23 protein-coding genes are annotated in these 23,534 nt (G+C 41.8%); 5 read left to right on the forward strand and 18 right to left on the reverse strand.

Annotation, left to right across the window (positions count from 1 at the left end):
- Positions 1-8: 8 nt before the first annotated feature.
- Positions 9-2,678, reverse strand: coding sequence for a bifunctional acetate--CoA ligase family protein/GNAT family N-acetyltransferase (locus tag L0Z67_RS03395; RefSeq protein WP_237114831.1), 2,670 nt, complete (start codon positions 2,676-2,678; stop codon positions 9-11).
- 142 nt (positions 2,679-2,820) lie between these two features.
- Here L0Z67_RS03395 and L0Z67_RS03400 point away from each other — a divergent pair, with 142 nt between their 5' ends.
- Entirely contained in the window at positions 2,821-3,537 is a 717-nt protein-coding gene (locus L0Z67_RS03400; RefSeq protein ID WP_193988347.1) for an SIMPL domain-containing protein, read from the forward strand.
- Here the strand turns inward: L0Z67_RS03400 and L0Z67_RS03405 are convergent.
- The 9 genes from L0Z67_RS03405 to L0Z67_RS03445 form a co-directional block, all read right to left on the reverse strand.
- The gene (locus L0Z67_RS03405; protein ID WP_405128449.1) at positions 3,526-4,782 is read right to left on the reverse strand and encodes a lipopolysaccharide biosynthesis protein; all 1,257 of its coding nucleotides are present in this window, start codon (positions 4,780-4,782) and stop codon (positions 3,526-3,528) included. The genes L0Z67_RS03400 and L0Z67_RS03405 overlap by 12 nt on opposite strands.
- Positions 4,783-4,789: 7 nt before the next feature.
- Positions 4,790-5,470, reverse strand: a complete 681-nt coding sequence (locus L0Z67_RS03410) for a hypothetical protein (protein WP_062570109.1) — start codon at positions 5,468-5,470, stop codon at positions 4,790-4,792.
- A 102-nt stretch (positions 5,471-5,572) separates the two neighbouring features.
- Positions 5,573-7,408, reverse strand: a complete 1,836-nt coding sequence (locus L0Z67_RS03415; RefSeq protein ID WP_062570110.1) for a DUF885 family protein — start codon at positions 7,406-7,408, stop codon at positions 5,573-5,575.
- A gap of 40 nt (positions 7,409-7,448) precedes the next feature.
- Positions 7,449-8,585, reverse strand: a complete 1,137-nt coding sequence (hemW, locus tag L0Z67_RS03420; protein WP_062570111.1) for a radical SAM family heme chaperone HemW — start codon at positions 8,583-8,585, stop codon at positions 7,449-7,451.
- Positions 8,582-9,181 carry an XTP/dITP diphosphatase gene (locus L0Z67_RS03425; protein WP_062570112.1) on the reverse strand — a complete coding sequence of 200 codons (600 nt, stop codon included), beginning with the start codon at positions 9,179-9,181 and terminating at the stop codon, positions 8,582-8,584. The genes hemW and L0Z67_RS03425 overlap by 4 nt, the downstream gene beginning before the upstream one ends.
- Positions 9,182-9,188: 7 nt before the next feature.
- Positions 9,189-9,629: a DUF4426 domain-containing protein gene (locus L0Z67_RS03430; protein WP_062570113.1), complete on the reverse strand. Its 441-nt coding sequence runs from the start codon at positions 9,627-9,629 to the stop codon at positions 9,189-9,191.
- Between the two features lie 54 nt (positions 9,630-9,683).
- On the reverse strand, positions 9,684-10,217 hold the full coding sequence (locus L0Z67_RS03435; RefSeq protein ID WP_062570114.1) for a YggT family protein: 534 nt from the start codon (positions 10,215-10,217) through the stop codon (positions 9,684-9,686).
- A 23-nt stretch (positions 10,218-10,240) separates the two neighbouring features.
- Positions 10,241-11,062 (reverse strand): pyrroline-5-carboxylate reductase, encoded by an 822-nt coding sequence (proC, locus tag L0Z67_RS03440; RefSeq protein WP_062570115.1) that lies wholly within the window; start codon positions 11,060-11,062, stop codon positions 10,241-10,243.
- Between the two features lie 17 nt (positions 11,063-11,079).
- Positions 11,080-11,793 carry a YggS family pyridoxal phosphate-dependent enzyme gene (locus L0Z67_RS03445; RefSeq protein WP_405128450.1) on the reverse strand — a complete coding sequence of 238 codons (714 nt, stop codon included), beginning with the start codon at positions 11,791-11,793 and terminating at the stop codon, positions 11,080-11,082.
- 2 nt (positions 11,794-11,795) lie between these two features.
- Between L0Z67_RS03445 and L0Z67_RS03450 the strand changes: the two genes are divergently transcribed.
- The 3 genes from L0Z67_RS03450 to L0Z67_RS03460 are packed head-to-tail and all read left to right on the forward strand — an operon-like array spanning position 11,796 to position 14,853.
- Positions 11,796-12,836, forward strand: a complete 1,041-nt coding sequence (locus L0Z67_RS03450) for a type IV pilus twitching motility protein PilT (protein WP_062570117.1) — start codon at positions 11,796-11,798, stop codon at positions 12,834-12,836.
- 14 nt (positions 12,837-12,850) lie between these two features.
- Complete coding sequence (locus tag L0Z67_RS03455) at positions 12,851-13,984, forward strand: PilT/PilU family type 4a pilus ATPase (RefSeq protein ID WP_062570118.1); 1,134 nt, start codon at positions 12,851-12,853, stop codon at positions 13,982-13,984.
- On the forward strand, positions 13,984-14,853 hold the full coding sequence (locus L0Z67_RS03460; RefSeq protein WP_405128451.1) for a hypothetical protein: 870 nt from the start codon (positions 13,984-13,986) through the stop codon (positions 14,851-14,853). Before L0Z67_RS03455 ends, L0Z67_RS03460 begins: the two co-directional genes overlap by 1 nt.
- Here the strand turns inward: L0Z67_RS03460 and ruvX are convergent.
- From ruvX to L0Z67_RS03490, 6 genes are all read right to left on the reverse strand, one after another.
- Complete coding sequence (gene ruvX / locus L0Z67_RS03465; RefSeq protein ID WP_193988351.1) at positions 14,850-15,299, reverse strand: Holliday junction resolvase RuvX; 450 nt, start codon at positions 15,297-15,299, stop codon at positions 14,850-14,852. The two genes, L0Z67_RS03460 and ruvX, sit on opposite strands and share 4 nt — an antisense overlap.
- A 30-nt stretch (positions 15,300-15,329) precedes the next feature.
- Complete coding sequence (locus L0Z67_RS03470; protein WP_062570121.1) at positions 15,330-15,887, reverse strand: YqgE/AlgH family protein; 558 nt, start codon at positions 15,885-15,887, stop codon at positions 15,330-15,332.
- Positions 15,888-15,911: 24 nt separating this feature from the next.
- Positions 15,912-16,865 carry a glutathione synthase gene (gshB, locus tag L0Z67_RS03475; RefSeq protein WP_193988352.1) on the reverse strand — a complete coding sequence of 318 codons (954 nt, stop codon included), beginning with the start codon at positions 16,863-16,865 and terminating at the stop codon, positions 15,912-15,914.
- Between the two features lie 68 nt (positions 16,866-16,933).
- Positions 16,934-17,668, reverse strand: coding sequence for a 16S rRNA (uracil(1498)-N(3))-methyltransferase (gene rsmE / locus L0Z67_RS03480; RefSeq protein WP_062570123.1), 735 nt, complete (start codon positions 17,666-17,668; stop codon positions 16,934-16,936).
- Between the two features lie 59 nt (positions 17,669-17,727).
- A complete protein-coding gene (locus L0Z67_RS03485; protein WP_062570124.1) occupies positions 17,728-18,192 on the reverse strand; it encodes a hypothetical protein in 465 nt (154 codons plus the stop codon).
- Between the two features lie 28 nt (positions 18,193-18,220).
- The gene (locus tag L0Z67_RS03490) at positions 18,221-19,114 is read right to left on the reverse strand and encodes a hypothetical protein (RefSeq protein ID WP_062570125.1); all 894 of its coding nucleotides are present in this window, start codon (positions 19,112-19,114) and stop codon (positions 18,221-18,223) included.
- Positions 19,115-19,186: 72 nt separating this feature from the next.
- Between L0Z67_RS03490 and glnE the strand changes: the two genes are divergently transcribed.
- On the forward strand, positions 19,187-21,979 hold the full coding sequence (glnE, locus tag L0Z67_RS03495; protein ID WP_405128452.1) for a bifunctional [glutamate--ammonia ligase]-adenylyl-L-tyrosine phosphorylase/[glutamate--ammonia-ligase] adenylyltransferase: 2,793 nt from the start codon (positions 19,187-19,189) through the stop codon (positions 21,977-21,979).
- Here the strand turns inward: glnE and L0Z67_RS03500 are convergent.
- Positions 21,968-22,543 carry a TcpQ domain-containing protein gene (locus tag L0Z67_RS03500; protein WP_062570127.1) on the reverse strand — a complete coding sequence of 192 codons (576 nt, stop codon included), beginning with the start codon at positions 22,541-22,543 and terminating at the stop codon, positions 21,968-21,970. The genes glnE and L0Z67_RS03500 overlap by 12 nt on opposite strands.
- A 58-nt stretch (positions 22,544-22,601) precedes the next feature.
- A complete protein-coding gene (gene lpxL / locus L0Z67_RS03505; RefSeq protein WP_405128453.1) occupies positions 22,602-23,528 on the reverse strand; it encodes an LpxL/LpxP family Kdo(2)-lipid IV(A) lauroyl/palmitoleoyl acyltransferase in 927 nt (308 codons plus the stop codon).
- Positions 23,529-23,534 lie beyond the last annotated feature (6 nt).

Here is a 23,534-nt window from a genome sequence, read left to right on the forward strand (position 1 = left end):
TCCGTTTTTTAGTTTAACTGTAGCACCATATTAATGCTGCCTTCTTCAAAGTCGCGAGTGATTTTAAAACCAAGTTTACGGGCAAGCTCTATCATGCCTGTATTTTCCGGTAATGTTATACCAGCAATTTGTTTAACTCCTTGGTTTTTGCAGTGCTCAATGGCAGCATTCATTAATATGGTGCCGAGCCCCAAACCTTGGCAGTCTGAGCGTACCACAATCGCGAATTCTGCCTCTTGCTTGTCAGGGTCCATTAATACCCGAGAAACGCCAAGAGTGCACGCTGAACCATTTTGTTCTTGGCTTACAATAAACGCCATTTCTCGGTCATAATCAATTTGCGTCATTTTTGCGAGTTGATCGTGATTAAATTGTGGCAGCTCACCAAAAAAGCGCTTGTATCTATCCTCTTTAGTTAAAGATTGATCAAACTCTAAATGTGCTTGTTCATCTTCTGGCTTTATTGGCCGCAATTGAGCTTGGGTATTGTTTTTAAGCGTTACATCTTTTACCAATTCAATAGGGTAAGGACGAATACATAGACGTTTACGGTTTGCCTTGGCCTTATAACGACTGAGTCCTATGGTGGCATCAAGCACTAAAAACTGACCGTTACTAGCTAAAATAGGGTTGAGCTCAACACTGGTTATATCAGGCTGGTCGATTACTAATTGAGAAATTCGTGTTAGTAGGGCGCATAAACGGTACTTATCGACTTTTTCAGGGAGTACTCTATCTTTTAGCACGCCTTTATCGTGTGCCGCAGCAATTAAGTATTTTGCCAGATTCATATTCAAAGGAGGGAGCGCTACAGCAGCTTGCCCAAACTCAAGCCCAGTGCCTGCTTCACCCAGCAATATAACGGGACCAAAGTTGGGTTCTGTTTTAATTGCAATGCGCAGTTCATTGGCGCCAGCACGCGGTGCCATTTTTTGTAGCGAAAACCCTTCAATATGAGCATCAGGGTAGGTGTTTTTGATACGCAGTAGCATCGCAAAGGCAGTTTGTTCGACCTCTTGTGCATCATTTAGGTTAAGTACCACACCGCCAACTTCTGACTTTGATGGAATGCTCGGGCTAATTAACTTTAATGCCACTGGAAAGCCAAGTTCGATAGCGTGCTCTTTTGCTTCCGTTGGCGTGTAAGCCACTTCGGTTTGAATACAGTCAATGCCATAGTGAGTTAGAATTTGACTTGCTTCATGGGTTGATAAATAGCTTTGTTCTTCCGCTAAAAACTCATTTACCACAGCGCGCGCAGCTTCTTTATTTATTTTGGCATCATCGGTATTTGATTCAGGGGTTTGCGTTAAGTGCTTTTGATTTCGGCGATAACTGACTAGGTGCATAAACGCACCAACCGCCCCTTCAGGGGTACGGTAAGTTGGAATCGCATTGTTAGCACAGACTTTGCGTGCTGCATATGCGGCGTCTTCACCCATAAAGTTAGTCATGACATAAGGGCGAGCCATTTTTGGGATTTTTTGTAAGGTTTCGACAATGATCTCTGCGTAATCTTCACTCGGAGCAAGCGCGGACGGAGTATGAATAATGAGTAAGTTTTTAACCTCTTTTGCTTGCAGTAAGATTTCGAGTGCTTGTTGATAACGCCTCGGAGCAGAGTCACCAAAAATATCCACTGGGTTTGAGGTCATCTCTGATTGCGGGATCACTCTATTTAGTGCTGAGCGTGTTTCATCACTTAGCTCCGCGAGTTTACCAGAGCTTTGCAATAATGTGTCCACAGCCATGACCCCAGGGCCACCCCCATTGGTTAAAATGGTGAGCTGCTCAACTTTTAGAAGTTTAGGGTGCATTGCTAGAGTTTGTGTTGCAGCAAATAGCTCTCTAAGGTCATTTACCCTTAGCATACCTGCGCGTTGAAAAAGTGCATCGTACACTGCATCTGAGCTTTGTTTACCCCCTGTGTGAATCTCTGCAGCAAGTGCCCCTGCACTGGTTTTTCCGGTTTTAATCGCAATGACAGGTTTGCTGAATGCGGCTGCCCGTGCTGCGGAAATAAAGCTGCGGATATCTTCAATGTTATCAATGTATAAAAGAATAGCTTTGGTTTTGGCATCTCGACCTAAAAAGTCGAGTAGTTCATCAAAATTAATATCAATGCAGTCACCTACAGAGACAAAATACGAGAAGCCAATTTCTTTATTTTTAGCCCAATCAAGAATTGTAGAGCAAACTGCGGCTGATTGAGAAACAAAGGCAAGTTTGCCAGAGCTTGCAACCGTGTGCGAAAAGCTCGCATTTAAGCCAATGTGAGGAATTAACAACCCTAAACAGTTAGGCCCAAGCAACGACACATTTGCTGCCTGTGCAGCGTCTTTTAAATGCTGCTTTTGATCAGGGTTAAGACCTGCTGCAATGATAACAGCATGTTTACAGCCAAGCTCTCCTAATTCTTTGATTATGTCTTTTAACGTGTTTTTATTGGTACAAATAACGGCAAGGTCTGGCACTTTGGGTAAGCTGGCGATACTCGGGTAAGCGAGCACACCATGTACTGCACTGTGATTTAAACTCACCGGCATAATTGGGCCTTTGAATCCGCCCTGTAGCAAATTACGCATAACCACAAAACCAGCACGATTAGGTGAGTTCGACGCGCCAATGACAGCGACTGAAGATGGATTAAAAAATTGGCTAATACGTTTAACGCTCATGCTATTTCCTTCGCTTGCGCTTAGTTGTAAACATTTCAGGGTCTGTTAAGTTTATATACATAAGATAACCCTTTTATATAAGATAACCTGTTTACTACGACTTTTCGAGTCAAAAACAGTGACCTACATCAAGGAGATAAGCATGAATAAAGCGCAGCCGTTTAATGTCATAATTGCCGCGATTGCATTAACGATTGGTTTATTGGGGCTGGGCTTTATTTTAAAAAGTGCTGCGCTTGATGTAAAAGCCATGGAGCGTACTGTACAAGTTAAAGGCTTGGCTGAAATGGAAGTTGCCGCAGACACCGTTATTTGGCCGTTACAGTTTTCTGATGCCGATAATAACCTTGAAAAGTTAGTCGGGCGTGTTGAAAATAAAAACGATGCGGTCGTTGCGTTTTTGAAGTTAAATGGCTTTAGCGATGAAGAAATTAGCACGGGAAGCCAGTCAATAATTGACAAGCAAGCACGCGAATATGGTGGAGAAAATCAGCAATTTCGTTATATCGCTCGTTCCAATGTTATCGTCTATTCTAATGATATTGAAAAAGTTCAGCACGCACTGAGTCAGGTTAATCAGTTGGCAAAGCAAGGAATTGCTATAGTGCAAGACAATTACGAAACACGCATTCAATATTTATTTAATGGCCTTAATGAGATAAAGCCTGCCATGGTTCAGCAAGCGACAGAAAAAGCCCGCGAAGTGGCGATGAAATTTGCTAAAGACTCACAGTCTAAACTTGGTAAAATCAAAACGGCTCGCCAAGGTCAGTTTTCGATTTCAGATAGAGATTCTAATACACCACAGCTTAAAAAGGTGCGAGTCGTTACTAGCGTTGAATATTACTTATCTGACTAAGCCAAGTACTACAGAGAAAGGTAGCCGCATGCGAGTACAGACAATAACCGTGCGGCTAAGTGCGCCAAGCACAAAGCCACCACTAAATGCCACCGCCACACCCATTAAGCCAAACTGATCTTTTAAAAGTACTGCCATCAATACCGTGACACTGGTTGCGCCAAGTAATACGTATAAGTTGATAAGCGGGTTACCTTTTAACTTAATCATACTACTGGCTAAGATTCTTGCAGGTAATAATAGCTGCCCTAGCAATAACAGTATTAAAATCCAAAACCCTTCTTGTAATTGGCTTTCACCATATAAATGCAGAAGGGGCTTTGCAAGCAAGGCAAGTAGCAAGATAGCGGCAAAGTTAAAACGCCACACCACTTTCATTAGCTCGCCAAGTTGCTGCTCGGTATTCTCATCAGCCATTAAAATAGGTTTTAAATATTGGCTCGCTGCATTACCTAAAATAGTCAGTAATCCAGCAATAACAACCGCGGGAAAGAAAATGCTTACACCTTGTGCACCAAACCAGTGATGCACCAGCAACACGTCAAGTTTTGCCACTAACACGGTTCCTGCACCACTTGCGAGCATGATTAAAGAGTCTTTACACCATTGCTTGGTTTGGTAGCGAGCAGCGCTTGCGACAATCATTTTTTTGATTAACCAGTATTGATAACTCGCTACACACAAGATGCTACAGAACAACAAGATACAAATCTCGACTAAAGATAAATCACCACGTATCAAGTACACAAAAAAGCAAAACCCAGCCGTTAACAATTCAAAAATACATTGCTGCGTTATCAGGCCAATTTTAGGTTTGTTTAAAGCGACTAAAAAAGCCGATTGACTTTGCATAATGGCGCCAATTGGCACCAGTAACAGTAAATAAACGACATGTTCTTTGGCACTTTGGTGGGGGGATATAGCCTGAAAGCTAATGACTACTGCAGCTACAAAAATTACACCGAATAAACAAGATGCAGCCAAGTAAACATGTTTTAAGCCACGTAGTAAATCATGTTGTTGGGCTTTATAAAGTGGATAGCTTATTCGCATTAATGACGATGCAAACCCCATGCTTGCTGGCAATAAGAGTATTTCACAAAGCGCGAGTAACGCGGCGAAAGTGCCAAATTCATCATCGCTTAATAACCTCGCAAGGCACAAGGTGAGAACAATACGACTAGCATGATTCAGAGCAGTAAAACTACTGAGCGAGAGAAATCCTTTGACGACATCCTTGTACATTGAGCTATTAATTTAATGTATGGAGTAACTGGGTCGTTGACACTTGTAAATACGTAGCACAAAGCAACACTTTGCTGTCGGTAATATTTGGTATATCCCTATTGTAAAATTGCTTAAGCTTATTAACTAGGGCTGTGACGGTGGTTTGGTTGTGGTTTTGATCTACTTCCATCATTGCCAGTAAAGCAGAGAACTCATGTTTTGCTGGCATCTGTGTGTTGTTATTACAAGCAATGTAACATCCTATCGGGGTTAATCCTTGTTGGTTTTGCGCTTTTAGTGCGACAGCTAAGCTTTCATTGCTTTCAAATAACATCAAAGAGCGTAAGTAATTAAAGGGCAGTTTATTTGCTTGGCAATGGCTAAACAGGTGATGTAATAGGTTGTTACCCTGTTGATCTGTAATATTAAAAGCATTTTGAAATTTGAGCCCTGGGGTGAAAAAACTGAGTTTGTCGATATCATCAATAAAGCCGACAGCTTCGCTCGGAAGTGGGCTTGCTTCGAGCAAATGTGCAGCGACATTTTGTAAAAATAGGTATTTTACTTCGCTGCTATTTGCTAATTGATATAGATGTTGTAACTGCGCTGCTTGCAATACGCTCGACAAACCTTGGTAATCAGTGAGTAACTCTTTTAACTGATGATGTTGGAGTCGGCTGTTAAGTTGTTCAATAGCGCTTAGCATGAAGTCTCTCAATTATTATTCTTTGGGGTAGGTATAGCTATTTATAGCGTGTTTATCAGTAATAAAAAAGGCCGCAAAGCGGCCTTTTAATCAATTATGTTTTTAAGCGGCTTGTTTTTTAGCAACCCACTGATCAACAAATTGCTCTAAAACGTTAAGTGGTACAGCACCATTTTTAAGTACAACATCATGGAACTCACGAATATCGAACTTTTCACCAAGCTTTTCTTTTGCTGCTTCACGCAACTCTAAAATCTTTAGCATACCCACTTTGTAAGCGGTTGCTTGAGAAGGCATTACGATGTGACGCTCAACCATTTTAACGGCATCAGAGGTCGCATTTGGCGTATTATTAACGTAATAATCGATGCCTTCTTGACGAGTCCACTTCATTGCATGGATACCCGTATCTACAACTAAGCGACAAGCTCGCCATAACTCCATAGAAAGGCGGCCAAAATCAGAATATGGGTCTTCATATAAGCCCATTTCTTTTGGTACTAGCTCAGAGTACAAACCCCAGCCTTCAATGTAGGCCGTGTAGCCACCAAACTTGCGGAATTTAGGTACACCGTCAAGCTCTTGTGCGATGGCAATCTGCATGTGGTGGCCTGGAATACCTTCATGATAAGCAAGTGCTTCCATTTGGTATGTTGGCATCGCTTCCATATCGTACAGGTTTGCGTAGTAAATACCTGGGCGTGAGCCGTCTGGTGCAGGTTGTTGATAGAAGGCTTTACCCGCTGCTTTTTCGCGGAACGCTTCAACAGCTTTCACTTTCAGACCTGCTTTAGGTTTAACAATGAATAACTCATCTAAGCGTGTCTTCATGTTATCGATAAGGGCTGTTGCTTCGTCAAGGTAACGTTGTTTACCTTCTGCTGTATTCGGGTAGTAGAACTGCTTATCTGTTTTCATGAATTGCATGAATGCTTGAAGGTCGCCTTCAAAGCCTACTTTATCTTTGATAGCGCGCATCTCATCATGAATACGTGCAACCTCAGCTAAGCCAATCGAGTGGATTTCTTTTGCTGTTAGCTCAGTGGTTGTAGTACGTGCTAATGCGTTGTTATAGAAGGTTTCGCCATCAGGAAACTTCCATGCTCCATCACGCTCATCGGCACGTTTTTCTAGCTGAGCTAAGAAGTTGATTAACTTAGTGTAAGAGGGCTTCACAGCTGCTTTTAGGGCTTTTTCAGCATCGCTGATAAGCGCTGATCTCTCACTGTCGGCAATATCCAGTGCTGCCACTTTACGTTTAAAGTCAGCAAGAAGTGTTGAGTCATCACCAGAATCAAATGGTGCGCCATGTAAAATGTTTTTACTTGAATCAACAACATGTGGGAACACAAACTTAGGTGCAATAATGCCCTTATCTGCACGTACTTCAAGGTCTTTGATTAGTTGATCAATAACCGTTGTGACACCGTTTAAACGCGAGATATATGCTTTTGCATCAGAGACATCAGTAATTTGATGTTGGTTGATTAGAAAAGCAGGGATCATTGAGTGAACCCCAAACATTTGGTTCACAGGGTAGTTGTAATAACGCCATTTGAAATCAGCGATGTCATTTTCAAGATCTTGTTTCTTTAAGTCGTAACTAACTTTTGTGGCGTCATCAAGTAAGTCGCGGTTAATTGCATTCAGTGCGACTAGGTCTGCTTTTTTTTGTTCAAAATCAGCTAAAGCACGCTCTTCGCTACCATCATCCCATTTGCCGTAATCTTTTTTAATACCCATATAGGTTTGAGATACAGGGCTGTTCATTATATCGCGATTAAAAGTGTCTTCGAAAAACGCATTGGCTTTATCTATTTCACTTTGTACAGGCTGGCTTTGTACACTTGGCGCTGATGTCGGTTGCTCTTGCATTTGTTGGCAACCACCAAGTAATGCAACACTTACCGCAGCTGCGATGAAGGTTAGTTTACGCATTTTAGTTCCTTTGTCGTTGTTAGAAATTTAATTTTTGTTGTTAAACGAATAATTCTAGCAGGTCATTTAAATAACGATGGCCTTTTTGGCTCACCTGCCAAGTTTCTGAGTTATCTATTAGTAGTCCTTTTGCGATGGCTGTATTTAAGGCTCGCTGCTGACTTTGCTGCGATAAACCTGTCAGTGACGATAAGTCTTCTTTAGGGCATGACTCGACAAGGCGAAAGCGGTTCATAAAAAACTCAAACGCTAAATCGTCTTCCTCTACGCGCCATTGCTTATATAAATAAGGCTTTGCTAAGTCCATATAACCGCGAGGATGCTTGACTTTTTCAGTGCGAGTGATGACCCCAGTTTTTATGTTGGTGACTTTACCATGCGCGCCACAGCCAATACCGAGATAATCGCCAAATCGCCAATAATTTAAGTTATGCTGACATTGGTAGCCAGGTTTTGCATAGCCAGAAATTTCGTATTGCTCATAACCTGCTTCGGCTAGCAATGCTTGCCCTTGCTCTTGGATATCCCACAATATATCGTCTTGGGGTAAAGTCGGTGGTTTTGAGGCAAATTGTGTATTGGGTTCTATGGTTAATTGGTACCAAGAAATATGTGGCGGATTTAATGCAATAATTTTTTTAAGGTCGCTCAGTGCATCCTCAAGAGATTGCCCTGGAAGCCCATGCATTAAATCTAGGTTGAAACTGTTTAGTCCAGCTTGGTGAGCTTGTTCAGCCGCATAGTTTGCTTCATCGGCACCATGAATGCGACCAAGCGCTTTGAGTTTATCGTTTTGCATGCTTTGCACGCCAATCGAAATACGATTGATACCAGCACCAACATACTCTTTAAAACGGCCTGTTTCGACAGTGCCTGGGTTTGCTTCTAGGGTTATTTCACAGTCATCGCTTAGGCCAATTAATCTGTCGACTTCGCTAAGTAGGCGAGTATAAGCATCACCCGTTAATAAGCTCGGGGTGCCGCCGCCAATAAAGATGCTGTGGATTTTACGCCCTTGCACTAAATGTAGATCGGCTTTGAGATCATCAATTAGGTGCTGAACATATTCTTTTTCGGGGATCGTGCCTTTTTGGCCATGACTATTAAAATCACAGTAAGGGCACTTTTGCACGCACCAAGGTACGTGCACATATAGACTTAAAGGCGGTAAGTTCACAGGCCGCCTTTTTGCTGCAATTGCGCAAGGAGTTGTTTAAGAGCTTGACCTCGGTGACTCAGTGCATTCTTTTGCTCTTTAGTTAGTTGTGCGCTGGTGCACTGCTCAGAAGGCACATAAAACACCGGATCATAGCCAAAACCACCTTGACCGTCTTGGCTCTGGGTGATTTCGCCATCCCAGCTTGCACTACAAATAAGTGGCGTTGGGTCATCTGCATGGCGCATTAGTACCAATACACACCAAAAGCGTGCGCTACGTATAGGGTTATCAGCAAGTTCTTTTAATAGTTTGTCGATATTATCTTGATCGCTAGCACCTTCTTTAGCAAAGCGTGCTGAGTAAACGCCAGGTGCACCATTTAGGCCGTCTACTTCAAGTCCTGAGTCATCGGCAATGGCTGGCATACCCGTGATCTTCGCCGCATGACGCGCTTTAATGATGGCGTTTTCAACAAATGTGGTGCCTGTTTCTGGCACCTCTGGTACTTGAAAATCGCTTTGTGGAACCACGTTAATATTAAGCGGGCTGAGCATGCTTGCCAGCTCTTTTACTTTGCCAGGGTTACCCGTGGCTAAAACTAAGGTGTTGTTCATATGAGAGTTAGTCTACGTAAAATTTTTGCTGAAACTTCAGTGTTTGTATTTGGCCGTTTTTATTGATTTCGATGTTAAAACGGTAAATCTCTTCGTTGCTGTAGTCGATTTGCGCTAAGTAATAAATCGCATCGCCTTCAATAACTTCTTTAAACTCGAGCTGTTTACTATTGCCAAGTAAGTTGCGAGCGGTGCCTGTTAAGGTCGCTGTTTGTGCTGTTTTGTCGCTGTTTTTTAATACCGAAATATTGATAACCCCTTTGCTCGGGCTACGGTCTAAATCGTAATTTTTGGCGATATTAGGCTGAATAAAGGTGGATGGAAAGGCAATATAGTGAACCTCCCAAGGGCCAAGCTTTTTAAATTGAGCGCCTGTTTGTTCATCCGCCTTAGCAAAGTTTAAAAATAAACTTAGGCAGAGGAAGGTAATAAGAATAATTTGCTTCATGGAATATCTCACTTAACAAAAGAGGCCTAGCGGCCTCTTAATTCACAAATGGCGTTAGCCTATAAAATCCATTAACAGGATTTGTAAAAACTGCAAACCGATGATGAGTACCAGAATCGATAAGTCTAAGCCCCCTAATGGTGGAATAACTTTACGAATCGGACGCAGCATAGGTTCGGTTAGTTGATGGAAAACAGCTTCAATAGGGTTATAGCCCTGACTTACCCAGCTTAGTAACGCACGGATAATTAAAACCCAAAACAACAGGTTTAAGCCTTCTTTTATCACCGTCATAAATGCCGAAACAAAGACAGGTGCTGCTGACCAGCCGCCATAAAACATCAACATAATGACACTTATTTTTGCTACCGCCACTAAATAAGCAAGTAGTAAAGAAGCCATGTCAAAGCCACCAAACCCAGGGATGATTTTACGTAATGGGTTAACAGCAAATGAAGTGGCTTTTACCACAAACTGGCTCATAGGATTATAAAAGTCAGCTTTTGCCGCTTGTAACCAAAAGCGTAAAAGGACCACCATTAAAAAGAGATCAAAAATAATCTCAACTAAAAATTGCATGGCTTGCATAGTTTTACCTTCAAAAAGTAAGCTTAGAGTTCTTTTTCCATTTCTTCTGCACGAGCAATACAGGCATCCATTGCATCTGCAACAGTACCTACAAGACCTTGGCTTTTCAGGTGCTCAACAGCTGCATGGGTTGTTCCGCCTTTTGATGTAACATTGGCACGTAGCTGAGAAATACTAATGTCTTGCTGTGAAAGCGCCATTTCGGCTGCGCCTAGCGCGGTTTGTTGTACTAAACGGCGTGCATCGTCATCGCTAAAACCAAGTGCTTTGGCTTTTTCTTCAATCGCTTCCATAAATAAGAAGAAGTAAGCTGGAGATGAGCCTGTTACCGCAATGATATCGTTGATTTGCGACTCGTTTTCTACCCACACAACAATACCTGTACATTCAAAAACTTGTTGTACAAATTCATGCTCTTGCACGGTTTCGCCTGCGCCATATAGACCAGACACACCACGACCAAGTAATGACGGTGTGTTAGGCATACAACGGACCATTTTAACGTCTTGACCTAACATTTCGCGTAGACGTCGTACAGTTAAACCTGCGGCCACAGAAATAAATAGTTTATCGCTAAAATCAATGCCTGAATCTTGGAACGATTGGCATAAATCACCCATCATTTGTGGTTTAACAGACAATACAATCACATCTGCATCGCGAAGTGCCGCGTTGTTGTCCGCGGTTGTTTGCACCCCGAAATCAGCAGCAACCTTCGCTAATTTTTCTTGGTTGCGATTGGTTGCAATGATGTTTTTAGCTGCAAAACCGTTCTTTACCATGCCGCCAATAATGGCGTAGCTCATGTTACCCGTGCCTATAAATGCGATTTTTTTATCTGACATATGTCTGTTATCACCTTTTAATTTCGTTGGCCAAATATATCCGTGCCAATGCGTACCATAGTTGAACCTGCGGCAATCGCAGCTTCAACATCATTACTCATACCCATCGACAAGGTGTCTACTTGGGGATATTGGGCCTTTAGTTTATCAAAGCAAGCGCTTAATTGCTCAAAATATTGTAATTGTAGCTGGCTATCGTCGGTTTTTGCAGGGATAGCCATGACACCACGTAGACATAAATTGTCGCACTGACTAATAAATTCAGCCAGCGTCATTAGCTCGTCTGGGTGGCAGCCTGACTTTGCCTCTTCTAAACTAATATTAACTTGAATTAATACGTTGAGCGGCGCTTTATCGGCTGGTCGTTGTTCATTCAGGCGTTTCGCTATTTTTGTTCGGTCAACACTTTGTACCCAATCAAAGTTAGCAGCGACAAGTGCGCTTTTATTTGATTGAATAGGACCGATAAAATGCCAGACTATCTCGTTGTAGTCTTGCAGTGCAGCTACCTTTTCAACGGCCTCTTGCACATAGGACTCACCAAATAGGCGTTGTCCATGTTGATAGGCTGAGATGATATCAGCGACAGGCTTGGTTTTTGAAACAGCGAGTAAGCTAATCGTTTGCTCATCACGGTGATTATTTTTTGCCGCTTGAGTTATTCTTGCGTAGGCGGATGTAAGTCGTTCTGCTATTGTAACCATATAATTATCAGTTGGTTGTGGAGTCATAAATGGATATTACCGAATTATTGGCCTTTAGTGTGCAACATAAGGCCTCGGATTTACACTTATCATCGGGTGTATCACCTATGATACGCGTCGATGGCGATGTTCGTCGTATTAATATTCCAGCATTAGAACAAAAAGATGTAAACAGTCTGGTTTACGATATTATGAACGATAATCAGCGTAAGGACTATGAGCAAAATCTCGAAGTGGATTTTTCTTTTGAAGTACCTAATCTTGCTCGTTTTCGTGTTAACGCGTTTAATTCAAACCGAGGACCCGCAGCTGTATTTCGTACAATCCCCAGTGATGTGTTAACACTTGATGATTTAGGTGCACCGGAAATATTTAAGACCATTGCTGATAACCCACGCGGTTTGGTTTTAGTCACTGGGCCAACAGGTTCAGGTAAATCAACCACCTTAGCAGCGATGGTTGATTACATTAATCAGACCAAGCACCATCATATTTTAACGATTGAAGATCCAATCGAATTTGTTCACGACAATAAGCTGAGCCTTATTAACCAACGCGAAGTTCATCGTGATACTCACAGCTTCTCTAATGCTCTACGAAGTGCGTTACGTGAAGATCCTGATGTTATTTTAGTGGGTGAGCTTCGTGATTTAGAAACTATTCGCTTAGCCATGACGGCCGCAGAAACAGGCCATTTAGTGTTCGGTACTTTGCATACCACATCTGCACCAAAGACCATTGACCGTATTATCGACGTATTCCCAGGAGAAGAAAAAGACATGGTGCGCTCAATGCTTTCAGAATCGTTGCGTGCTGTTATTTCGCAAACATTACTTAAAAAAGTAGGAGGTGGGCGAGTGGCAGCGCATGAGATTATGATAGGGATCCCTGCTATTCGAAATCTTATTCGTGAGGATAAAATTGCACAGATGTATTCATCGATTCAAACTGGCGCATCACATGGTATGCAAACAATGGATCAATGTTTAGGTAATTTAGTGAACTACGGCATTGTTACTACAGCAGATGCTAGAGCTAAAGCGCAAGATAAAACTCAGTTTGGTGGCTAACGGAGCACTTAATTATGACAATACCTTTAAATCGCTTTTTACAGGTGATGATCGATAAGAATGGTTCAGATTTATTTGTGTCTAGTGGCTTACCTGTTAGTGCCAAAATTAACGGTGAATTGCAACCGCTGACCGACGATAAGTTATCTGATGAGCAGGCACTGGCTATGGTTGAGTCTGCGATGAACGAAAAGCAACGTAATGAGTTTCACGCAACAAAAGAATGTAACTTTGCCATTGCAACAGAAGAAGGGCGGTTTCGTGTTTCTGCATTTTGGCAGCGAGACCAAGCGGGTATGGTTATTCGCCGAATTGTGACGCAAATTCCTGATGTAAACGATTTAGGATTACCGTCTATTCTTACCGATGTGATAATGGCAAAACGTGGCTTAGTGCTGTTTGTGGGGGGGACCGGTACCGGTAAGTCAACCTCGCTTGCTGCGCTTTTAGGTTATCGAAATCGTAATCAACGTGGGCATATTCTTACCATTGAAGATCCAATCGAGTTTGTGCATGAGCACCAAAAAAGTATTATTACTCAACGCGAAGTAGGTCTTGATACTGAAAGCTTTGAGTCAGCGTTAAAAAGCTCATTACGCCAAGCGCCTGATGTTATTTTAATTGGTGAAATCCGTTCACAAGAAACCATGGAATATGCATTAAGTTTTGCTGAAACAGGGCATTTATGTGTCGCAACGTTGCACGCTAATAATGCCAACCAAGCCATTGACCGTATTATGCACTTAGTACCAAAAGAAAAGCACGATAAGCTAAAATACGACTTAGCACTGAACCTACGCGCAATTGTTGCACAGCAACTGGTGCCAACAGCAGATGGGGAAGGCCGTGTGGCTGCTATCGAGATCTTGCTTAATTCTCCTATGGTCGCTGAACTGATAAAGCGCGGTGATATTGGTTCAATAAAAGAAACTATGGCGAAATCAAAAGAAATGGGTATGCAGACTTTTGACCAAGCCTTGTTTGAGCTTTATAAACACCAGCGTATTAATTATGCCGATGCCTTGCATCATGCTGACTCGCCAAACGATTTACGCTTGATGATCAAGTTACAAAATAACGAGCAAAAAGGGGCTGGCTTTTTACAAGGTGTGACTATTGATGGCCTTGATGAAAAGGGTAATAGCTAATGTTGAAGGGGATAAAAATAGCATGCATTATTTTTATTTTGAGTGCTTTTCCTGCAAAAGCAAACGAATTAAATGACATCGTTATTTTTATCCGTGACGATGTGTATGACGATTATACTCGCTTCTTAAATGGTCGTCAGCCCAGTGAAGTGAAAGACTTTACTGGGGCATATATCCGCCGTGATGTGGTGGATATGATTATCGCACAACAAGCCTTGATGTTGGGTGGCTTCACTAAGTCGTTTAGCTACCATACAGGGAATGTGAATTTTCGTAAGACTAAGTTACTTGAAGACGGTAAGTTACTGATTAGTTTTGATAGTGTTTGGTCCCTTGACGCTGAGCAGCTCGCTAAAGATGTGTATATTTCTGATGCGGTTATTCGTAAGGGAGAGTACTATGCCGGTGTATTTACTGCACCGTCGAATCACCGTGTATTAAAACTACAAAAACGTGAAGACTTCAAATCGTTGACAGCTGTATCTACGCCTAAATGGCTAACAGACTGGCACACCTTGTCTGCGTTGCCATTAAAAGAGCTACTGAGAGAAGACGAGTGGTTGAGTCAAGTTCGTATGGTGTCTATGAAGTGGGTTGACTTTGTGATGATGCCACTGATGCCAAGCCTCAAAAATCAATATCATTTGGAAGACATTCGTTTAGTCGCGGTGCCAAATATAGTCTTACAGCTCAACGATAGCCGTCATTTTATTATTTCTAAGCATCACCCTGATGCAAGCCAAGCGTATGCTGCGCTGCAAGCAGGGCTCAAGCAGTTACGCAAACAAGGGGCAATAGAAAAAGCCTACAAAGAGGCAGGCTTCATTCCTAACTTAAACGATTACACCGTGATTAACAGTACCGATTAATCACCGTAAAATTGTTCAAAAAAGCTTTCAAGAATAATCACAGCAGACATATTATCCACATTCCCTTTGCCTAAGTTGCGATAGCCACCTTGTTCAAACAAGCGTGCTTTAGCGTCTGCGGTGGTTAAGCGTTCATCCTGAGTTTCAACAGGAATAGCAAAATGATTATGTAGGCGGTTCGCAAATTTCTTCGCTTTGAACGTCACTTCTTGTGAGGTGCCATCCATATTAAGCGGCAAGCCAACAACCATAAGATCAGGTTGCCATTCATCCACTTGTTTTTTAATTTGTTGCCAGTCCGGAATCCCCTCTTTGGCTTTGACGGCTTGTAGGCTTGACGCCGTACCTGTTAACTCTTGGCCGATGGCAATACCGATACTTTTGGTACCAAAGTCAAAGCCCATAACGGTTCGCTCGCCTACAGGCTTAAACGTTCTTTTTGTCATAATGAATCAATTAAAATAAGACGGTAAAAATTAGGCATGACCAGCTTCAGAACTTAACTGACTGACGTCAAAGCCCAGCATTGAGACTGCTTTTTCCCAGCGCTTTTCTACTGGGGTGTTAAAGATGATCTCAGGATCTGCTTTGATGATCAGCCACGAATTTTCAAGTAGTTCTTGTTCAAGCTGACCTTGATCCCAACCGGCATAACCCAGTGTAATAATAAATTGCTCGGGTGCTTCTGCTGTCGTTAAGCTTGCCAGTACATCTTTTGATGTGGTGATCATAATATCACTACTAAGCTTTTGGCTTGCAGCATAGCCGGGCTTTGGGGAGTGCAGTACAAAACCTCGGTCTGTTTTTACAGGGCCACCAGCATAGACAGCAAGGCTTGCCGCATCTTGGCTTTTATCGTTATCGATCTCAATTTTATCGAGTAACTCACCCACTGTGATGTTGATGGGTTGGTTAATCACCAAACCCATTGCACCATCTTGATTATGCTCACAAATATACGTTACAGCATGCTTAAAGAAAGGGTCTTGCATGCTAGGCATTGCAATTAAGAAATGATTCTCTAATGACTGCATAGGTCGCCCCTTTTGTTGTTTAAATTAAGTATGGCTCAGTTTTCTTTCAATGGCATCAAATAAGTAGCCAGTGATTGAAATGTCATAAGCTGCTTCAATCTCTTTTACACAGGTTGGTGCTGTTACATTAATTTCGGTTAAGCGGTCACCAATGATATCCAGTCCCACAAAAATGAGACCTTTTGCTTTAAGTGTTGGTGCGACGGCTTCTGCGATTTTACGATCTGAGTCGCTTATTGGGCGAGCTTCACCACGGCCACCTGCGGCTAAATTACCACGTGTTTCACCGTTTTGTGGTATACGTGCAAGACAGTATGGCATGACTTCACCATCGACGACCAAGACGCGTTTATCGCCTTGTTTAATCTCTGGGATATAATTTTGTGCCATGGCAAAACGGCTACCATGCTCGGTTAATGTTTCGCAAATTACACCGATATTGGCATCGTCTTCTTTAACACGAAAGATTGACGCGCCCCCCATACCATCTAGCGGTTTTAAAATGATATCTTTATGTTCAGCTAAAAATGCACGAATGTCTGCTTGGCTGCGGGTTACCAAGGTATCTGGCGTGTGCTCGCTAAACCATGCTGTAAATAACTTTTCGTTTGCATCGCGAAGGCTTTGTGGCTTATTAATAATGAGTGCTCCAGCTTGCTCTGCGCGCTCTAAAATATAGGTTGCGTAAATATATTCAGTATCAAAAGGCGGATCTTTACGCATTAAAATAACATCTAAATCGGCAAGGGCAATTGTTGATTTTTCTTCAAGCTCGTACCAGTGATTAACATCATCGAAAACACGTGCCTTTGATGCGGTTGCATAACCTTGACCTTGACGTAGCGATAGGTCGTCCATTTCCATGTAGTAAAGTTCGTAACCACGTTTTTGTGCTTCCATCATCATTGCGAAGCCTGTGTCTTTTTTAATATTAAAGCCACTAATTGGATCAGAGATTATGCCTAACTTAATTGCCATGTTTTTGCCTTAGAATAGAATGACTACACTGTGTCGGTTACTTTAATATATGGGTGTTTTTATGGTTTTCAATTCGCTAAATCGCCAAACTGCAGTTGCAGTGCGCTGAGTACTGTTAGCGCAGCGGTTTCAGTACGCAGTACACGGGGGCCTAAGCGAATATCGACAAAAGCTTGTTGCTTAGCAATATTAATTTCTTCATCGGTAAATCCCCCTTCAGGGCCAACTAAAAAGCGCACCCCCTCGCTTGGGACTTGAATGGTTTTTATACTGTGTTCAGCGCGTGGGTGTAGAGTCAGTTTTAGAGCATCGCTGGTTTGCTCTAACCACTCTTTTATATCGATAGGTGGGTGTACGACAGGCACAAAGTTACGACCAGATTGCTCTGCGGCAGCAATCGCTATTTTTTGCCATTGTTGATGTTTTTTAGCAAGGCGATCACCGCTTAGCTTGACACCACAGCGTTGACTAAAAATAGGGGTGATCTCAGTAATTCCCAGCTCTACAGATTTCTGAATGGTAAAGTCCATTTTATCGCCACGTGAAATACCTTGGCCTAAGTGAATTTTAAGCGGTGACTCTACATCATGATTGATAAACTCTTGCGGCTCTACAATCACGCTCTTTTTACTTACTTCAATAATTTCACTTAAGTACTCTCCGCCTTCGCCATTGAAGATAGAGACTTTTTCTCCAGCTTTCATGCGAAGTACTCGACCAATATGACCAGCAGCATCATCATCAAGTGCTACTTGGGTGTTTAAAGAAATTGCTGATGGTTGGTAAATATGAGGAATTCGCATTGGATGTCGCTTATTAAATAATTTAGCAATATGGTAAGTATACAGCGCGATGGGTGCAATTATTTATTTAAATCTTCACTTAAGGTGAGAATGTCGGCTGTCGTTTGAGCGATGTCTGTTTGGCAAGATAAATGGTTTATATGAGCGGCGTCTGGGCAAGGTATAAAATTAAATCCTTGCTCATTTTGGTGTATTAAAAAGCGTACTTTGTGCAGCGAATTGTAAATAAATTTTTGAGCGTCATCGGCAAGTTGGTAGTCAGTATGGTTAATTAACACGCCTTTTATGTCATGGTGCTCATGCAGGTAACTTGCCAATTCGGAAACACTTATTTCATTACTAAAGTCGCAGTAACAATAATCTTTTATTAGCTCGTCGAACATCAGTTTAACCATGTGCCGGCTATTCGCTCCTGCAACAACTAACGTTGAGCCGCCTTTACCTGCAAAATAATGATGCGTAAAAGCATGACTAAACTCATTGTCGACATCAACTAACAAATAATTATTAACTTTAAAGGGCATACTGCCTCACTTATTATGTATTTCCATATTAAATCGAAAACATACTAATTAGTAGATAGCCTATCGCGCCGTAAACGGCAAACTCGATACAGGCAATACCTATGTTATCTTGATGATCCACTTCTAACGATGTATTAATATTCGGTAATGAAATATATTTAATGATATAACTCAAAACATATAACAATACCCACATAGCACCGCAATGAGAGACTAGCGTAAATAGGTTTTCTACCATCTTACCACTAATAAATGATGCACTGGCAAGACCAGCATACCCTGCTAAGGCAAGACCAATCGATTTACCCGCATAACGAATACCAATAGAGGTATTTTCAAGGTTAAAATTGCTCTGTAAAGAAGCCCCTTGGTTAGCCTTGGCAAAACGGTACTCGCGAATTTTACTATCCAGAGCAAACATGCCCTGTAGTACAAAAAAGCTAACAGTGGCTATTAGTAAGCTGCTGTAACCTTGAGTATGACACCAATTATAAAGGCCTAAACTAATAATACAGTTTGCGATTAACATACCTGAGTCAACCAAAGCCGCACAAACATTTTGTTTTAAAATAGCGGCTTCTTCGTTAAAGCGATATAAAATCCATTTCCGATGAATGAGATGACCCACTTTAATGAAGGAGAACAACAAGGCGATTAAAACGACCACCTTAAGTGGGTTTGATTGAGCTGCACTTAAACTGATTTCATCAAAAATATAAGCAATGGTCGCAATCACGACGAGAATTTCACTGGCAAAGCTAATCCCCATTGCAAAATTATCATGTTGTGCGAGCTCTTCTTTAAGCGCTTGTTTTGCTTTAATTTGCGTTAAGATACGTAGAAGTACTATGGTTATGCAAATTACAGCAAAACTAATGGCAATCGCGACTAAACTAGTGTTAGATAATGATAAATAATGCATGCAGATCCCTGCTAAATAATTCTTTGATAATCATTCTAGTACGGTTATTGATAAGTTAAAAGAGAGTATTTAATGAGTAATTCACAACCGCTTCCTGACGCGCTTTATCAATTAGGGCAAACTCGTTTTAACGGTTTGTACCCTGAGCAGCCTGTAGACCCGTTGATTGCTAAATTACTGTCTTTGAGTGACTTCGCTTGGAGTTGCTTACAATCTCAACCCGACTTGAAAGATTGGTTGCTAGATGAAAGCACATTGGCTTGCCGTAACCCGCAACCGCCACTTACTGATGATGACTTTACTGAGTTAGATGATGCCGCAGCAATGGCCAAGTTGCGATTATACCGAGAGAAATATTGGCTTAAGGTTGCGTTCTTAGATGTCTGTTGTCATAACCCAATTGAAGACAGTATCGCTTATATTTCTGCACTTGCTGAGCAGTTAATTGATTGTGCGAATCAATGGGCATTTGCACAAGTTGCAAAAGTCAGTGGCATGCCAACAGATGCGTTTGGAAATGCTATTCCAATGCTTGTACTAGGCATGGGAAAACTTGGGGGAGGGGAGTTAAATTACTCCTCAGACATTGATCTCATTTTTTCTTACCCAATAGATGTGGCTACTCAAGGTGGACGCCGCTCTATTGAAGCGCAAGTTTTTTATACTAAGGTTGCGCAAAAATTAATTATGGCACTCAACCAAACCACCGTTAATGGCCAAGTTTTCCGTGTAGATATGCGCTTGAGGCCTTTTGGTGAAAGTGGTCCTTTGGTGATGAGCTTTAATGCAATGGAAGATTACTACCAAGAGCAAGGTCGAGAGTGGGAACGTTATGCCATGCTAAAAGGGCGTTTAATAGGCGCCGAAAATAGCTATTGGGGTGAGTTCTATGAGTTATTAAGGCCATTTGTTTATCGTCGATATATTGATTTTTCGGTGATCGAATCTTTACGAAAAATGAAACAGATGATTGCTCAAGAAGTGCGCCGAAAGCGTTTAACTAACAATATAAAGCTGGGCGCCGGGGGGATTCGCGAAGTTGAATTTGTGGTGCAAGCATTGCAAATGGTGCGTGGTGGCCGCGAGGCAAACTTACAGACACAATCACTTTTATCAGCCTTACAAGAGCTTACCAATAATCAGGTTATTGACGCTAAAGAAGCATCACTGCTTAAGCAGAATTACCTCACGCTGCGTCGTATTGAGCAATACTTACAAATATTTGATGATAAGCAAACTCAAACATTGCCCGATGATGAGCAAGACCAGCAACGCTTATGTGTGCTGCTTAATAAACCCAACTTTGATGAGTGCCTAAAAGCGATCAATGAAACAATGGCCTCAATACACAGTGAGTTTGAGCAAGTAATTGGTTTTGAAAGTGACAATGTTGATCCATGTGAAAGTGCCTTTATTAGTGCGTGGGAAATGGCCGATGTTTGCTTGATAGACGATGCTAATTTAGCTTGGCAACAGGCACTTGATGACTTTAAAACACGTTTAACAAAAGCAAAAGTTGGTAGCCGTGGGCGAGATATTCTTGATAAGTTAATGCCTTTACTGCTTAAGCAATTGACAGTGAGTAAAGCCAGCGGTGATGCATTCACTATGATTTGCCAAGTGCTGAATAAAATCATCTCTCGTACAGCTTATTTAGAACTCTTATATGAAAACCCTGGCGCGTTAAATCAACTGGTCGCTTTGTGCTGTCACAGTAAATGGATAGGTGAGCACATCTCCCGTTACCCAATTTTGCTTGATGAGTTGATTGATCCTCAAGTACTTTATAAACCCACTCCGTTATCAGCGTATAAAGACGAAATAAGACAGTACTTCCTTCGAATAGAATACGATGATTTAGAGCTGCAAATGGAAGCCTTACGCCAATTTAAACAAACACACCAACTGCGTATTGCCGCAGCGGATGCGACAGGCGTTCTTGATGTAATGAAGGTGAGCGACCACTTAACGGCGTTGGCAGAGGCGATTGTTGAGCAGGCTGTGAACATCGCGTGGCATGCATGTGTTGCACGCTTTGGGCAACCAGCCAATACCACAGAACAAGAAAAAGGCTTCGCGGTTATTGCTTACGGTAAAACAGGCGGCTTTGAAGTAGGCTATGACTCTGATTTAGACTTAGTGTTTGTGCATAATCATGATGGTAGTAGTTATACCGATGGCGATAAGGCGATTGATTCAAGACAGTTCTATTTAAAATTAGCACAGCGTTTAATGCATCTATTTAATACACGCACTGCATCTGGCATTTTGTACGAGCTTGATACACGCTTGAGGCCTGAAGGAGCGTCAGGGCTGTTGGCAATAAACCTAGAAAGCTTTTATCACTATCAACAAACCCAAGCATGGACTTGGGAGCATCAAGCCTTAGTTCGCTCGAGAATGATTTATGGGCAGGTATCGCTTCATTCTCGATTTGATGAGATCAGAGCAATTATTTTGTGCCAAGCACGTGATGATGAAAAATTGAAAAAAGATGTCATAGAAATGCGTGAAAAAATGCGCAATCACTTAGCTAAAGGTAATAGTGAATTATTTGACTTAAAACAAGACCAAGGTGGAATGACTGATATTGAGTTTATTACACAATATTTAGTCCTAAAATATGCCCCGCAGTATCAAGAGTTAACGACTTGGCCTGATAATGTTCGTATTTTAGAGGATGCAGCTAAGCTTGGCTGTATTGATTCTGAAATGCAACATCAGCTAGTGGCTGCTTACATTGAATACCGTTCTCGTTATCATGTCATGAGCTTAAACCAGCAAGGTCGATGTGCGCCGCGCACTGAGCTCAAAGAGCATATAAGTTTGGTGCAAAGTGCGTGGCAGCAAGTGTTAGCTTCTTAAGCGGCGGCAGTTTTCGCGTATGTAAGGAGAGGGCAGCTCTGTAATAACAGCCGCTCTTTGCTTGAAACAAAAGAAGGTATAAACCTCATTTTCAAAGTCGTCGTTGATAGCACGTCCCACTTGATATAAAGCGGACACAAAGTTGCTATCAACACGAAAGTGATCTTTAACGACATAATCTTTACTGAGGTACCAGTAAAGCTCAATTTCTTCATTTCGAGCGTAGTCTGATAACACGTCTTTTAATGTTGTTCCGCTTTCAAAACGACGTGGTAATACATCACCAGTCCAGTTTGGAGATGAAGGTTCGACTACCTTACCCCGTTCAAACAGAGCCATATCGAGGCTTGTTTCAGGCTCTTTTAACTTAAGAACGTATTTATCACGCTCGTTATTTTTACTGTTAACTTGATTTCTTAGCGACGAATAAAAACGAGAAAGTCCCTGTGCGGCGGCATTTTGAGTATTTTTAATATCGATAACAGGCCCTTTACCGAATAAAAAATAAAGAGCTGCTGCAATTAAAATAATAGCTAATGATAAATGCTTAACCCAAAACCACATTTCTAATACTCTTGTTGTTGCTTAGATTTATAAAACCACACAATTTAACAAATGTCACTCACTTATAATAAGAAGGGGCATTCTTATCAGGGCGTGTTTTAAAACGTCGATGTAACCACATATATTGTTCAGGTGCTCTATTAACCGCTTGCTCCATGCGTTGATTGACACGTGTTACGTCATTAAGATTATCACCACTTGGAAAGTTTTCCATAATCGGGAGCACTTCTAAGTGGTAGCGACCTTGTTCATCGCGGCGGCTAGTAAGACTAACCGTTTCACAGTGTTTACTGTTCGCAAAAAGTAGTGTGCCCGTTGTTGTTGCAGCATCTTTTACCGCGTAAAATGGCGCGAACTCACAGCGGGTACGTCCGTAATCTTGATCGGGTAAGTAGTAACAAATCTTTTTATTTTTTAGTGCTTTTAGCAACCCTTTAACATCACGCTTTCCAACTAAGAATTCATTAGAACGTAAACGGCCATTGGTCGTAAAATATTCCATCAATGGATTATTGTGTGGGCGATAAAAACCAATACCTTGATATTTCAACCCCATCACTCGGCTCGCCATCTCTAAATGAAGAATGTGCGGCACGAGCATTAAAACGCCTTTGCCTGATTGCTGAATTTGTTCAAAGTATTCAAGGCCCTTGATTGACCCGTAGCACTTTCTTACTCGCCACTCGGGCCACCACCACGCCATGCCTGTTTCCATCATAGCGATACCGGTGTTTTCCATATTCTTAAGTACTAATTCTTTTTGTTCTTGCTCCGGCATATCTGGGAAACATAGACGGATATTGACCTCTGCTATGTGGCGACGGCGTTTCATAAAGCGATGAACTAATCTACCTAACCATTTACCAAGGAATAATTGAAACTTATGTGGCAACCAAGAGATCAGAAATAAGAAGAAAACGCCAACCCATGTAAGCCAATAACGAGGACCCAAAAAGGATGCTTTGAAAGGAGATGAACTAACCACTGAAAA

This window comes from Pseudoalteromonas sp. PB2-1 (genome assembly GCF_045040605.1).
In the GTDB taxonomy this organism is placed as follows: domain Bacteria; phylum Pseudomonadota; class Gammaproteobacteria; order Enterobacterales; family Alteromonadaceae; genus Pseudoalteromonas; species Pseudoalteromonas arabiensis.

Bases quoted from the DNA above. Each gene is read 5' to 3' on its own strand.
- L0Z67_RS03400 (WP_193988347.1), top strand. From the start codon at position 2,821: ATGAATAAAGCGCAGCCGTTTAATGTCATAATTGCCGCGATTGCATTA.
- L0Z67_RS03500 (WP_062570127.1), bottom strand. From the start codon at position 22,543: ATGTGGTTTTGGGTTAAGCATTTATCATTAGCTATTATTTTAATTGCA.
- proC (WP_062570115.1), bottom strand. From the start codon at position 11,062: ATGTCAGATAAAAAAATCGCATTTATAGGCACGGGTAACATGAGCTAC.
- glnE (WP_405128452.1), top strand. From the start codon at position 19,187: ATGAGTAATTCACAACCGCTTCCTGACGCGCTTTATCAATTAGGGCAA.
- L0Z67_RS03405 (WP_405128449.1), bottom strand. From the start codon at position 4,782: ATGTACAAGGATGTCGTCAAAGGATTTCTCTCGCTCAGTAGTTTTACT.
- L0Z67_RS03435 (WP_062570114.1), bottom strand. From the start codon at position 10,217: ATGCAAGCCATGCAATTTTTAGTTGAGATTATTTTTGATCTCTTTTTA.
- L0Z67_RS03490 (WP_062570125.1), bottom strand. From the start codon at position 19,114: ATGCATTATTTATCATTATCTAACACTAGTTTAGTCGCGATTGCCATT.
- rsmE (WP_062570123.1), bottom strand. From the start codon at position 17,668: ATGCGAATTCCTCATATTTACCAACCATCAGCAATTTCTTTAAACACC.
- L0Z67_RS03485 (WP_062570124.1), bottom strand. From the start codon at position 18,192: ATGCCCTTTAAAGTTAATAATTATTTGTTAGTTGATGTCGACAATGAG.
- L0Z67_RS03410 (WP_062570109.1), bottom strand. From the start codon at position 5,470: ATGCTAAGCGCTATTGAACAACTTAACAGCCGACTCCAACATCATCAG.
- L0Z67_RS03450 (WP_062570117.1), top strand. From the start codon at position 11,796: ATGGATATTACCGAATTATTGGCCTTTAGTGTGCAACATAAGGCCTCG.
- L0Z67_RS03395 (WP_237114831.1), bottom strand. From the start codon at position 2,678: ATGAGCGTTAAACGTATTAGCCAATTTTTTAATCCATCTTCAGTCGCT.
- gshB (WP_193988352.1), bottom strand. From the start codon at position 16,865: ATGGCAATTAAGTTAGGCATAATCTCTGATCCAATTAGTGGCTTTAAT.
- L0Z67_RS03430 (WP_062570113.1), bottom strand. From the start codon at position 9,629: ATGAAGCAAATTATTCTTATTACCTTCCTCTGCCTAAGTTTATTTTTA.
- L0Z67_RS03455 (WP_062570118.1), top strand. From the start codon at position 12,851: ATGACAATACCTTTAAATCGCTTTTTACAGGTGATGATCGATAAGAAT.
- L0Z67_RS03470 (WP_062570121.1), bottom strand. From the start codon at position 15,887: ATGCAGTCATTAGAGAATCATTTCTTAATTGCAATGCCTAGCATGCAA.
- L0Z67_RS03415 (WP_062570110.1), bottom strand. From the start codon at position 7,408: ATGCGTAAACTAACCTTCATCGCAGCTGCGGTAAGTGTTGCATTACTT.
- L0Z67_RS03460 (WP_405128451.1), top strand. From the start codon at position 13,984: ATGTTGAAGGGGATAAAAATAGCATGCATTATTTTTATTTTGAGTGCT.
- ruvX (WP_193988351.1), bottom strand. From the start codon at position 15,299: ATGACAAAAAGAACGTTTAAGCCTGTAGGCGAGCGAACCGTTATGGGC.
- L0Z67_RS03445 (WP_405128450.1), bottom strand. From the start codon at position 11,793: ATGACTCCACAACCAACTGATAATTATATGGTTACAATAGCAGAACGA.
- L0Z67_RS03425 (WP_062570112.1), bottom strand. From the start codon at position 9,181: ATGAACAACACCTTAGTTTTAGCCACGGGTAACCCTGGCAAAGTAAAA.